The organism is Micromonospora sp. ATLC20 (assembly GCF_057196585.1).
On record NZ_JBXUOV010000187.1, the window covers coordinates 1 to 11,054 of the forward strand.

The following is an 11,054-nucleotide window of genomic DNA, read 5'->3' on the forward strand; positions in this document are numbered from 1 at the left end:
GGCCCTGCCGCCGCCCGCCCCCACGCCCAGCGCCACCCCGGCGACGAAGAAGCCGCCGCGCAAGCCTGCGCCGCCCAAGCGCCCCCGGCCGGTCGCCGGCCTGGACCAGCGGCAGATGGACAACGCCAAGGCCATCGTCGACGTGGGGCGGGAGATGAAGATGCCCCGCCGGGCCCTGGTCGTCGCCGTCGCCACCGCCATGCAGGAGAGCGACCTCTACAACCTGGCCAGCGACGTGCTGCCCGAGTCGTTCGACCATCCGCACCAGGGCAGCGGCTCCGACCACGACTCGGTCGGGCTGTTCCAGCAGCGGCCCAGCAGCGGCTGGGGCACCGTCGCCCAGCTCATGCGGCCCGCGTACGCGGCCCGGGCCTTCTACGCCGCGCTGCGCGAGGTACCCGGCTGGGCGGACATGAGCGTCACCGCCGCGGCCCAGGCGGTGCAGGTGTCCGCCTACCCCGACGCGTACGCCCGGCACGAGAAGCGCGCCACGACCGTGGTGGCGGCGCTGGTCTGACCGGCGCGGGTCAGGCGGCGCTGCGCCCGCCGCCACCGGGGCGCACGCCCGCCGCGGCGGTGGGGGTGTCCACCGCCACCCGATCGCCCCGCGCGCCGGCCAGGATCTCGTCGACCCGGGACTCCCGGCGCCGGCGGGCCAGCAGGGCCGCCTCGAACTCGCGGCGGGCCCGCACGGCCTCGGCGTACGCCTCCTCCCGCAACCGGCGGGCCTCCTCGCGGGCGGCCTCCAGTTCGGCGCGGGCCTGCGCCAGCAGCTCGGCGGCCTCGCGTTCGGCCGCCGGCGGGCGGGACGTGCCGCCCTCGACCGGGGCGGTACGGCGATGCAGGAAGTCGCACAGGTGCAGGGCGTCCGACCGGATCTGGTCCCACTCCCGGCCGGCCCCGGCGGCGCCCTCCGCACGCGCCGCCAGCCGCCCGAGCCGCAGGCTCAGCTCGTCCAGGCAGGCGTCCACCTGACGCCTGTCGTAGCCGGTCTCCACCACCGAGAACCTCATGCGTCGCCCCCCAGGCAGCCGGTGTGCGTCCCCACCAGCCGATCCTGCGGTCCGGGCGCTCCCGGGCGTGGCCGTTCCCACAAAATGTGCAGGATGCGGGGGCCCGGACTTCCCGCCCCTACTGGTGCTTCGGGAGCACGACCACCCGTCCGAAGAACTCGTCGATCCGGCGCACCACGTCGTTGAAGGCGTCCAGGTCGATCGGCTTCGTCACGTACGCGTTGGCCTGCAGCGTGTAGCTGCTGACCACGTCGGTGTCGGCGTTGGAGGTGGTGAGCACGACGATCGGGATGGTCCGCAGGCTCTCGTCACCCTTGACCTCGCCGAGCACCTGCCGCCCGTCCATCCGGGGCATGTTCAGGTCGAGCAGGATCACGTCCGGGCGCTGCGCCTCGGTGTGCCGGCCCTCGCGGCGGAGGAACTCCATCGCCTCCTGGCCGTCGGCGACCACGTCGATGACCTTGTCGACGTCGGAGTCGGCGAGCGCTTCCTCGATCATCAGGACGTCACCCGGGTCGTCGTCCACCACCAGGATGCGAACGGGGCTGGGACTGGTCTGACCCATGGGGTTACCTGTTTCTCGGTGAGGAGGGCGTCCGGCCGCACGGCCGGCTGCTGGCGGGGAAATGTATCGGATCAGGAGGCGGCCGGCGCGGTCGGGTCGACGGTGTCGCGGTCGTGGTGGAGCACCTCGGCCAGCCCGGTCACCTGGAGCACCCGGGCGACCCGCCCGGTCGCCCCGGTGAGCCGCAGCCAGCCGCCGTCGGCGGCGACGATGTTGTCCCCCCGGACGAACGCCGCGATGCCGGTGGAGTCGCAGAACGTCAGGTCGGTGAGATCGAGCAGCAGCTCACGGTGCCCCTCGGCGATCAGCCGGTCGATCGCCGAGTTCAGCTCTCCGGCCGTGCCGAGGTCGAGCTCGCCGGCCAGCCGGAGGTGGGCGCCGCCCCCGTCCCGCTGGGCGTACGTGACGGTGAACGTCACCGTGGCCCCTCTCGCTCCCACCGCAGGCGAATCCTTGCAGTGGTGCAAGTATATGCGACGGCCGCCCCGCCGCCCCTCAGCGGCCCGCCGCCGACAACCCGCCCACCAGGACCCTCCCCCGGTCGAGGAAGGCGGCCGCGCGCGGGAAGTCGCGCAGCTGCTGTCCATAGTGCTCCAGCGTCAGCCCGACCGCGCCCGCCGGCACCCCGCGGCTGACCAGGATCTCCACCAGCCACTCGACGAACCCGGTGAACAGCGTCGCGTCGTCCACGTAGAGCGCGGCGGCCAGGAAGTCCACGATGTAGCCGAGGTCGCTGATCGTGGAGTCGAGCTGCGTGGGCGTGTAGTCCGCGGTCGACGGCACCCGCTCCCGCAGATCGGCCAGGGCGCTGTCGATCAGCTCGCCGCGCCGCTTGACCAGGCTGGCGTACTCGTCGTCGGCCAGGTGGTCCAGCCGCGCGGGCGGCGTCTCGCGCAACACCCGCTCGTCGGCCACCAGGTCCGCCGCGGCCGGCGCGTCGGGCGCCCACGGCACGCCGAGGACGCGGGCCCAGCGGCCGTCGTCGCCGAAGCCCCGGCCACCGACCACCACCGGCACGTCGGAGCGGCGGCACGCCTCCACCATCCGGTGCGCGTGCGGCAGCCGCATCGGCAGCGCGCAGGCCAACGCCACCGCCTCCGCGTCGTAGCGGTGCAGGTAGGACACCAGATGCGCGGCCGGGACGCTGGCGCCGAGGAACACCACCTGCCAGCCGCGCAGCCGCAGCACCTCGGCCACCAGCCGGGCCGGCAGCGCGTGCCACTCGCCGTCCATGCAGGCCATCACGATCCGCCCGCGGGTCGGGCGGGGATCGGCGTACGCGGCCACCGCCGCCACCACCCGCTCGCTGATGTGGGTGGCGGCGTGCTCCTGGGCGACGCTCCACTCGTTGCGGGCCCAGCGTTCACCCACCTCGGCCTGGGCCGGTGCGACCAGGTCCAGCAGCACCCGCTCGGCCGGCACACCCGCTTCCAGCAGCCCTCGGGCCACCGCCACGGCGGCGGACTCGTCGGCGTCGGCCAGGCACTCCAGGTAGCGGGGGAAGGCCTGGCCCGGGTCGGCCTCGACGGTCGGCACGGTCACGCGGACAACTCCCTCGTCGGTTCGGTCACGGCCGGGTCCGGCACCGCGTGCAGGTGCCGCGGCACCCGCCCGGCCGGCCCGGTGGCGCGCAGCGCCAGCACCGCGATGTCGTCGTGGTCGCCGTGCGCGAGCCAGTCGCAGGTCACCTGCTCGACCCGCTCGGCGAGGGCCGGCGCGGGCATCCGGTGGCAGCCGGTCACCGCGTGGAGCAGCCGCTCGGGGCCGAACTGCTCGTCGCCGCGCCGGCCGCCGCGCGCCTCGGTCACCCCGTCGCTGTAGAACAGGCAGGTCTCCCCCGGCGCCAGGTGCACGGTCACCTCGCCGATGCGGGGATCGGGCACCACGCCGATCAGCATGCCGCGCAGCGGCACCACCTCGACCTCGCCGGACTCCCGCAGCACCAGCGGCGGCAGGTGCCCGCCGCCGGCCAGGGTCAGCGTCAGGCCGCCGTCGCGGTGCGGCCGGGCCACGCCGAGCACCAGGGTGGCGAACCGGCCCTGCCCGTGCGCCTGCGTGGTCTCCAGCAACGCGTCGTTGAGCAGCTTCAGCAGCCGCCCCGGCTGCGTCTCGACCCGGTGCAGCGCCTGCAGGCACTGGCGCAGCTGGCCGGTGAACACGGCCGCCTCCACGCCCTTGCCGGACACGTCACCGAGGAAGAAGACCGAGCCGCCGTCGGCGAGCCGGTGCGAGCCGTAGAAGTCACCGCCGATGCGCAGCCCGGCCTGCGCCGGCCGGTACGCGGTGCCCCACTGCACGCCCGTCGCGGCGGCCGGCTCGACCGGCAGCAGGCTGGCCTGCAACGTGTCGGCGACCTCGGCCTGGTCGCGGTAGAGCATGGCGGTGGTCAGCGCCGCACCGGCCCGGGCCGCGAACGCGCGGACCAGGTCCACGTCGGCCTCGTCGTACCAGCGGTCGGCGCGCCGGGCCACCAGCAGCGCGCCCGCGGGCGCCTCCCGGCCGGGCAGCGGCACCACCCGCGCGGTGGCGCCGGAGGTGTCCAGGCCGGGCAGCCAACCCGCGTCGGCGGCCTGCTCGACCAGCCAGTCCAGCTCGTGCGGCTCGGTGCCGGCCAGGCCGGCCTCGATCGCCGCGGGAAGCGCCGTGGCGGGCAGCACCCCGCTGTCCACCACCGGCGGCCGGTCGTCGGCGCGTACCGCCCGCCACCAGCGGGCCCGGCCGGAGCGGGGGGCGAGGACCAGGACCGCCACGTCGGCCGCCGTGGGCACGGCCAGGCGCACCACCGCGGCGGCGGCCCGGTCCGGGTGCAGCGGGTTGCCGAGCTTCTCGCCGACCACGGCGAGGAACGCCGAGCGGGCCCGCTCGGCCAGCAGCGCGTCGGCCCGGCTGACGATCTCGGTGACGTCGTCGACGTACCAGCAGCGCCGGCGGTGGGACAGTGCGACCGGGCGTACGCGCAGCCGCCGCCCGTGGTGGGTGAACTCGGCCGGCCCGTCGCCACGCAGCGGGGCCGGACCGGCGGCGGCCAGCAGCTCGCCGGGCGTCACCTCGGGGATCAGGCGCTCCGCGACCGGGCTCACGTGCTGGACGACACCGTCGGCGTCGCAGACGACCAGGCCCTCACGGAAGTGCTCGACCACCTCGGACCAGTTCGGGACGGTGAGGTCGCGGTCGGCGGCCAGCGGCGGCAGGGCGGACGGCGCGGGCGCGGCGGCGGACCACGCCGGAGCCCTTGCGGCGCTCGGCGTGGAGATCCGTCCGTCGCCCGGGTCGGCACCCCTGACGTCGGCAGCAGTCACCAGCTGAGCCCCACTCTCCTCGTCGACACCCGGGGGCGCCGGACCCGGCGCCTGTGGTCACGTCTCCCCGCCCACCCTACGCCGGTATGCCGGGACCGCCACCCCACGGCGCTGCCAGGCCCGCTCGCGCGTCCAGCGAGGTGATGCCGCTGTTGTTACGATCCTGTCATCCCGGTCCCGGCCGGCAGCCCCGCGGAAAGGCGTGACGTGGTTCCTCAACGGAGAAGGCCCGAGGCGAGCCCGCTGAGCATCTCCGTGGATCGTTCCGACCCGGCCGTTCCGGTGGTGGTCGTCGGCGGCGACCTGGCGTACGCCACGGCGACCCCGCTGCGCGCCGAGATCGACCGGCTGCTCGCCGCGCGTCCGGTGACGCTCGTGTTCGACTTCGGCGACCTGCAGTTCATGGACAGCACCGGCCTGTCCGTGATCGTGCACGCCTGGCGGGAGGGCCAGCACGCGGGCACCACCATCGAGCTGCGGTCGGTCCCCCGGTTCCTGGAGACCATCCTCGACCTGACCGGCGTCACCGGTCTGCTCGACCGCTCGCCGGTCGACGACGCGCCGGGCCTCGCCGCGCCGGGTTCGGCCGCGTCCGCGTGACCCCGGGGGTTTCCCGGCCGGGCCCGGCTGGGAACATGGGAACGTGCCCTCCCAGATGTTGACCATCGAGGTGGACCGGCTCGACGCCGGTTCCACCCGGGTGCGGCTGGCCGGAGAGCTGGACTTCGACACCGCGCCGGAACTCGTCGACGCCGTGGCCGACCTGCGCCGCGACGGTCACCAGGAGCTGGAAATCGACTTCGCCGGGGTGAACCTCTGCGACTCCTCCGGCCTGAGCGCGCTCGTGGTGATCCACCGGGCCGGCACCGGGGCGATCCGCCTGTTCAACCTGAACCCGCAGATCAGGCACCTGCTGGACCGCACCGGCCTGGCCGAACTGCTGGCCGCCCCGCCGCGCGACCTGACCGGCGGCGTCCGCGAGGTCGGCTGACCCTGCCCGGTTCGACCCGTCGAGCGGCTGAGCGACGGGCGGACAGGGGTGGCCCCCGACCCTGGGACCAGGGGCCGGGGGCCGGGAGGATGGCTCAGGCGGCGGGCTCGGCCTGCCGGTGCCGCGTCTCGTCGCGCGACTGCCCCGCGAGCGGAGGCTCGACGTCCTCGGGCACGCCGGAATCAGGCGTCTGGAACAGATAACGGACGAAGTCCCCACTCATGTCGTCGTCGTCCGCGCCGGGCCACTGCCCGACACAGTCGACACCGACCACCTCGCGTCCGCTGCCGTCGTGGTGTTCCAGCAGCGCCCACAGGGTCACCGGGTAGGAGCGGGTGTCGTCCGGGCCGATGCGCCAACGGGCGTACCAGCCGGGACGGGCGGGGACGATCTCCACGATCCGTTTCATGTCGACCTGCCCTTCCGCGTGCGTCGGAAGTTGTCCGGTCCGTCCGAGCCTGCCGCCCGCCGGGGTGAGCGCTCCTCACCCGCAGCGAGTGAAGCGTCCGCCCCGGCGGTCCGCCGTTACCTTCCCGCCAGCGCCGGGAACGCGGTCGGCGCAAGCGCAACCGACCCAGGAACGAGGTGCGACGATGCGCAAGCAGATGGAGGGCGACAACCAGCGCCGCCGGGCCCTGGCCCGCGAGGCCCGCGAACGAGGGCTGCGGCCGAGCCAGACCGGCGCCAGCCTGAGCGCGTCCAAGCAGGTCACCTCGCTGGACCAGCACGACCGGTCCGGCCCGCCGCCGGCCGGACGGCACAAGCCGGACACCACCCGGGGTGGTCCCGCGCCGCCGCCGGTCGCCGTCGCGGAGCAGCAGCGCCCGCTGCCGGACCCGACGCCGTCACCCGGGGTCTCGATGGCTTACCGGGATCTCGTCGACGACGTGAGCCGGCGCGCCGGGGTGGACTTCACCACGGCCAAGGTCGCGGCGGAGGGCACCGTGCTGGCCCTGGCCCAGGCACTGGACGAGGCGGCACGGGAGCGGCTGCTGGAGGCGGTGCCGATGACCCTGCACGACGTGGTGCCGGTGTACGGCATGGAACGCCGCACCGACCTGCCCGGCTTCCTGGCCGAGGTCGGCCGGTACAGCCGCCTCACCCCGGAGCAGGCCCGCTACCAGGCCGAGGCGACGCTCGCCGCGCTCGCCGAGGCCGACGCGGAACTGGTCGAGTCGCTGCGCGTACCCGACGAGTTGCGTGACCTGCTCGGGCCGACCGACTTCGGCGGCGGCCTGGTGGGCGCGTCCTCGGCCACCGCGCCGCTGACCGAGGCGGAGCTGCGCGACGCGCTCGCGACGCTGCCCTACTGGTCCAGCGACAGGCGCTCGCTCGTGCGCACGATCGAGCTGCCCGGCGGCAACCTGGACCGGGTCCTCGACCGGCTGGACCGGCTCAAGTCCGACGTCGGACGGTCGCCGCAGATCGGGCGTCCGGACCCGGACAACGCCGTGCTGACGGTCCGGACCCAGCAGGTCGACGGCGTGACGGCGGCGGACGTGGACCTCGCGCACCGGGTGGACGCGGCGGTCGACGAGGCCGGCGCCGGGATGGCGGCCGGCTGACCCGGCGGCGGAGCGGCCCCGGTCCCACGCGGGCCGGGGCCGCCCGCGACCGCGCGGTACCGTGTCCCGCCGTGGATCACGACGACACCGAGACCCTGGAGATCGTGGTGGACCCGGCCCGCCCGTCCGGGCGCACGCTGCTGGCCGACGGGGTCGAGCAGTCGTACGTGGACGTGGCCGACGCCCGGTACCTGCACTTCGAGTACGTGCGGCGGATCGCCGCCGCGATCGACCTCGCCGCACCGCGCGGCACGGCGCTGACCGCCCTGCACCTCGGCGGCGGCGCGCTCACGCTGCCGCGCTGGCTCGCGAGCACCCGGCCCGGTTCGGCGCAGCGGGTGATCGAGCGCGATCCGGGGGTGGTCGAATTGGTCCGGCGGAAGCTGCCGCGGCTGCCGCCGGAGGTGGTGGTCGCGCTCGGCGACGCCCGGGAGGCGGTCGCCGAGGAGCCGTCCGGGGCGTACGACGTGGTGGTGGCCGACGTGTACCGGGCGGCCCGGATGCCGCCGCAGGTGGCGGCGGTCGAGTTCGCCGCGCAGGTGGCCCGGGTGCTGCGCCCGGACGGCCTCTACCTGATCAACCTCACCGATCTGCCGCCGCTGGCGCACACCCGGTCACAGGTGGCCACGCTGCGTGCCGTGTTCGCCGACGTCTGCCTGGTCGCCGACCGGCGGATGCTGCGCGGACGCCGCTACGGCAACGTGGTGCTCGCCGCCACGCCCACGGCGGGCCGGATCCCGGTGATCCGGCTCGCCACCCGCGTCGCCGCCGACCCGGTGCCCGGAACGGTGTTGCACGGCGCGACGCTCGACGCGTTCGCCGCGGGCGCCCACCCGGTCACCGACGCCGATCTGGGCTGAGCCGGGTTTTCGTACCCGCAGCGCGGGTAGCCGCGCCGGATGAGCGCCGCCGACGATCGGTCCATCGCGCGCCGGACGCTGATCGTGATCGGTCTGGTCCTCGCCACCGGGGTCGGGCTGGCGCTGGTCTGGGCCACCCGGCGGGTGCTGGTGTGGGGGCTGGTGGCGGTGTTCTTCGCGGTCGCCCTCAAACCGCTCGTGGACCGTCTCGAACGCCGGGTACACCGGCGTGCGCTCGCCACGCTGCTGGTGTTCCTGGCCGCGTTCGCGCTGTTCGCCGCCGTCGGCGCGCTGATCGTGGTGCCGCTGGTGGACGAGGTGGGCCGGTTCGCCGACCGGGCGCCGGACCTCGTACGCGAGGCGCAGGCCGGGCAGGGGCCGCTCGGGCGGCTGCTGGACCGCTTCCACCTGCTCCGGTACGCCGAACCCGGGCAGCTGCGCCGGTACGGCGCCCGGCTCGGCGACCCGACCGTCGGGGTGGTCCGCAGCGTGGCCCAGGCGGTCGCCGCGCTGGTCACCGTGGTGGTGCTGGCGTACCTGATGGTCCTGGAGGCGCCGAAGATCGTGGCCGCCACGCTGCGGCTCACCGGCGACGGCGCGGCGGCGCGGTTGCGGCGCATCGGGCGTGACTCGTCCCGGATCGTCACCGGCTACCTGAGCGGCAACCTGCTGATCAGCGTGATCTGCGGCGGTCTGACGTTCGTCGTGCTGTTCCTGCTCGGTGTGCCGTTCGCCGCGGTGATCGCGCTGACGGTCGCCGTGTTCGACCTGATCCCGCTCGTCGGCGCCACGCTCGGCGCGCTCGCCGCGGCCGGCGCGGCGTTCCTGCACTCCCCCACCGCCGGCCTCGTGGTGCTTGTCTTCTTCGTGGTCTACCAGCAGGTGGAGAACCACCTGTTGCAACCGGTCATCATGGGCCGCGCGGTGCGATTGAACCCGTTGACGGTGCTGGTCAGCGTGCTGCTGTCGGTCGAGCTGGCCGGGCTGGTGGGGGCGCTGCTGGCGATCCCGGCCGCCGGCATCGTGCAGGTGCTGCTGCGCGAGTTCGCGCCGGCCGGGCGGCAGGCGCTGCCCCAGCCCGCCGACGGCGATCCGGCGGGTCCGCCCGACACGGGCCCGGCCGACGTGGGAGAGCCGGAACGGCCGCCGGCCGGCGGGTGAGGGCCGGCCGGCGGGTGCGTGCGCGGTTCAGCGGCGGCGGGTCAGCTCCGGTGACTCGCTCTCCAGCGGCACCGCGTTCGCCGGGACCAGTCCGAGCTGCACGGCGGGCCGGGGCAGCGTCGCGTCGAGCGCCCAGTCCGCCGCGACCCGGGGACGGTTACCGGGCATGGCGAGCAGGTGGTAGCCGCGGGTGACGGCCTTCGCGGGCAGCCCTGCGAGCGGCACCTTCAGCGGGTTCGCCGCCGCGTCCTTGCCGCCCAGGTCCACCACCCAGCCCAGGTCGTGGTGCTTGTACGACTTGCGCACGCCCTGCCCGTAGGACGCGGCGATGTTGTGCGCGGCCAGCTTGCCCTGCCGCTGGGCGTGCTGCGCGGTCATCGCGCACACCTGCCCGGGGCGGGTCGGGTCGGGCACGGCGGCGGCGTCGCCGCAGGCGAACACCTCCGGGTAGCCGGGGACGTTGAGGAACTCGTCGACCACCAGCCGGCCCTTCTCGGTGCGCAGCCCCAGTTCGGCCACGAACGGGTCGGGGCGTACGCCGACGCACCAGATGAGGCTGCACGTCGGGACGTACTCGCCGTCGGTGAGCATCACCCCGTCCGGGGTGGCCTCGGCGACCGAGGTGCCCATCCGCACGTCCACGCCGCGTCTGCGCAGCACCCGGTCGGCGGTGACCGACATCCGCCGGTCCAGTTCGGGCAGCACCCGGGGCGCCACGTCCAGCAGCATCCAGCGCGGCCGGACCTTCAGGTGCGGACGCTGGGCCATCAGCCGGTCGGTGAACAGCTGCCCGTGCGCGGCCACCTCGGTGCCGGTGTAGCCGGCGCCGACCACCACGAACGTGGCGCGGGCCCGCTGCTCGGCCGGGTCCTCGGTCAGCTCGGCCAGCTCGACCTGCCGGACCACGTGGTCGTGCAGGAACAGCGCCTCGGGCAGGCCGCGGAAGCCGTGGGCGTACTCGGTGACACCGGGGATCGGCAGCAGCTTGTTGACGCTGCCGACGCTGAGCACGAGGCGGTCGTACGCGAGCTGCCCGTGGTCGCCCTCGATCGAGCGGTAGCCGACCCACCGGTTCTGCAGGTCGACCCGGTCCGCCTCGCCGACCACCACGCGGACGCCGTCGAGCGTGCCGGCGAGCGGCACGGCGATCCGGGTCGGCTCCACCACGCCGGCCGCCACCTCGGGCAGCAGCGGCAGGTAGAGGAAGTAGTCGGTCGTGTTCAGCAGGACGATCTCGGCCCGGTCGCGGGCCAGCCGGCGCAACGTCTTGGCCGCGTGGTACCCGGCGAACCCGGCCCCCACGATCACCACACGTGGTTTCGTCATGCCTGCTGCCGTTCCCGGGCAGACCTGCGACAAACGTGCCCATGATCCATCCATCAGCGGCTATATGGACATTCCTCGTGATCGGCGCGAGGATGCCGGGATGGGAAACCACGAGACCGCCGAGGGTCGGCCCACGAGGTCCAGCCGGCGTACCTTCCTCACCGCCTCCGCCGCGGCCACCGCCGCCGCCGTCGCCACCCCGCTCACCGCCACCCCGGCCTCCCGCGCGACCACCGCCAAGACCACCAAGAAGGCCGCCGCGCCCGCCCCGAAG

The 11,054-nt window shown here is 74.9% G+C and carries 13 protein-coding genes and 1 pseudogene; 7 read left to right on the top strand and 7 right to left on the bottom strand.

Going from position 1 to position 11,054, the window contains the following annotated elements:
- A pseudogene (locus AC2CHG_RS26445) lies at window positions 1-517 on the top strand (hypothetical protein); the annotation flags it as partial.
- A 10-nt stretch (window positions 518-527) separates the two neighbouring features.
- On the opposite strand, the gene AC2CHG_RS26450 reads toward AC2CHG_RS26445, so the two are convergent.
- The 5 genes from AC2CHG_RS26450 to AC2CHG_RS26470 all read right to left on the bottom strand — a co-directional run bounded on the left by AC2CHG_RS26450 (window position 528) and on the right by AC2CHG_RS26470 (window position 4,877).
- On the bottom strand, window positions 528-1,013 hold the full coding sequence (locus AC2CHG_RS26450; protein WP_135239867.1) for an ATPase: 486 nt from the start codon (window positions 1,011-1,013) through the stop codon (window positions 528-530).
- 118 nt (window positions 1,014-1,131) lie between these two features.
- The gene (locus AC2CHG_RS26455) at window positions 1,132-1,578 is read right to left on the bottom strand and encodes a response regulator (RefSeq protein ID WP_262015517.1); all 447 of its coding nucleotides are present in this window, start codon (window positions 1,576-1,578) and stop codon (window positions 1,132-1,134) included.
- Window positions 1,579-1,649: 71 nt separating this feature from the next.
- Window positions 1,650-1,997 carry an STAS domain-containing protein gene (locus tag AC2CHG_RS26460; protein WP_262015516.1) on the bottom strand — a complete coding sequence of 116 codons (348 nt, stop codon included), beginning with the start codon at window positions 1,995-1,997 and terminating at the stop codon, window positions 1,650-1,652.
- Between the two features lie 76 nt (window positions 1,998-2,073).
- Window positions 2,074-3,120, bottom strand: a complete 1,047-nt coding sequence (locus tag AC2CHG_RS26465; protein ID WP_355510562.1) for a cobalamin B12-binding domain-containing protein — start codon at window positions 3,118-3,120, stop codon at window positions 2,074-2,076.
- Window positions 3,117-4,877: a PP2C family protein-serine/threonine phosphatase gene (locus AC2CHG_RS26470; protein ID WP_262015514.1), complete on the bottom strand. Its 1,761-nt coding sequence runs from the start codon at window positions 4,875-4,877 to the stop codon at window positions 3,117-3,119. Before AC2CHG_RS26470 ends, AC2CHG_RS26465 begins: the two co-directional genes overlap by 4 nt.
- A gap of 255 nt (window positions 4,878-5,132) precedes the next feature.
- Between AC2CHG_RS26470 and AC2CHG_RS26475 the strand changes: the two genes are divergently transcribed.
- Both AC2CHG_RS26475 and AC2CHG_RS26480 read left to right on the top strand, forming a co-directional pair.
- Entirely contained in the window at window positions 5,133-5,477 is a 345-nt protein-coding gene (locus AC2CHG_RS26475; protein ID WP_194801685.1) for an STAS domain-containing protein, read from the top strand.
- Window positions 5,478-5,520: 43 nt separating this feature from the next.
- On the top strand, window positions 5,521-5,868 hold the full coding sequence (locus tag AC2CHG_RS26480; protein WP_484525806.1) for an STAS domain-containing protein: 348 nt from the start codon (window positions 5,521-5,523) through the stop codon (window positions 5,866-5,868).
- A gap of 94 nt (window positions 5,869-5,962) precedes the next feature.
- Here the strand turns inward: AC2CHG_RS26480 and AC2CHG_RS26485 are convergent, their stop codons facing one another.
- Window positions 5,963-6,277, bottom strand: a complete 315-nt coding sequence (locus AC2CHG_RS26485; RefSeq protein WP_262015512.1) for a hypothetical protein — start codon at window positions 6,275-6,277, stop codon at window positions 5,963-5,965.
- Window positions 6,278-6,461: 184 nt separating this feature from the next.
- Here AC2CHG_RS26485 and AC2CHG_RS26490 point away from each other — a divergent pair, with 184 nt between their 5' ends.
- The 3 genes from AC2CHG_RS26490 to AC2CHG_RS26500 all read left to right on the top strand — a co-directional run bounded on the left by AC2CHG_RS26490 (window position 6,462) and on the right by AC2CHG_RS26500 (window position 9,454).
- Window positions 6,462-7,433 (top strand): DUF2267 domain-containing protein, encoded by a 972-nt coding sequence (locus tag AC2CHG_RS26490; protein WP_484525807.1) that lies wholly within the window; start codon window positions 6,462-6,464, stop codon window positions 7,431-7,433.
- A 71-nt stretch (window positions 7,434-7,504) separates the two neighbouring features.
- A complete protein-coding gene (locus tag AC2CHG_RS26495) occupies window positions 7,505-8,293 on the top strand; it encodes a spermidine synthase (protein WP_484525808.1) in 789 nt (262 codons plus the stop codon).
- Window positions 8,294-8,332: 39 nt separating this feature from the next.
- Window positions 8,333-9,454, top strand: a complete 1,122-nt coding sequence (locus tag AC2CHG_RS26500; RefSeq protein ID WP_484525809.1) for an AI-2E family transporter — start codon at window positions 8,333-8,335, stop codon at window positions 9,452-9,454.
- 27 nt (window positions 9,455-9,481) lie between these two features.
- Here AC2CHG_RS26500 and AC2CHG_RS26505 read toward each other — a convergent pair whose 3' ends face one another.
- Entirely contained in the window at window positions 9,482-10,780 is a 1,299-nt protein-coding gene (locus AC2CHG_RS26505) for an NAD(P)/FAD-dependent oxidoreductase (RefSeq protein ID WP_484525810.1), read from the bottom strand.
- A gap of 100 nt (window positions 10,781-10,880) precedes the next feature.
- Here AC2CHG_RS26505 and AC2CHG_RS26510 point away from each other — a divergent pair.
- On the top strand, window positions 10,881-11,054 hold a 174-nt coding region (locus tag AC2CHG_RS26510), incomplete at its 3' end, for a twin-arginine translocation signal domain-containing protein (RefSeq protein ID WP_484525811.1).

Bases quoted from the DNA above. Each gene is read 5' to 3' on its own strand.
- AC2CHG_RS26500 (WP_484525809.1), top strand. From the start codon at position 8,333: ATGAGCGCCGCCGACGATCGGTCCATCGCGCGCCGGACGCTGATCGTG.
- AC2CHG_RS26455 (WP_262015517.1), bottom strand. From the start codon at position 1,578: ATGGGTCAGACCAGTCCCAGCCCCGTTCGCATCCTGGTGGTGGACGAC.
- AC2CHG_RS26485 (WP_262015512.1), bottom strand. From the start codon at position 6,277: ATGAAACGGATCGTGGAGATCGTCCCCGCCCGTCCCGGCTGGTACGCC.
- AC2CHG_RS26505 (WP_484525810.1), bottom strand. From the start codon at position 10,780: ATGACGAAACCACGTGTGGTGATCGTGGGGGCCGGGTTCGCCGGGTAC.
- AC2CHG_RS26450 (WP_135239867.1), bottom strand. From the start codon at position 1,013: ATGAGGTTCTCGGTGGTGGAGACCGGCTACGACAGGCGTCAGGTGGAC.
- AC2CHG_RS26490 (WP_484525807.1), top strand. From the start codon at position 6,462: ATGCGCAAGCAGATGGAGGGCGACAACCAGCGCCGCCGGGCCCTGGCC.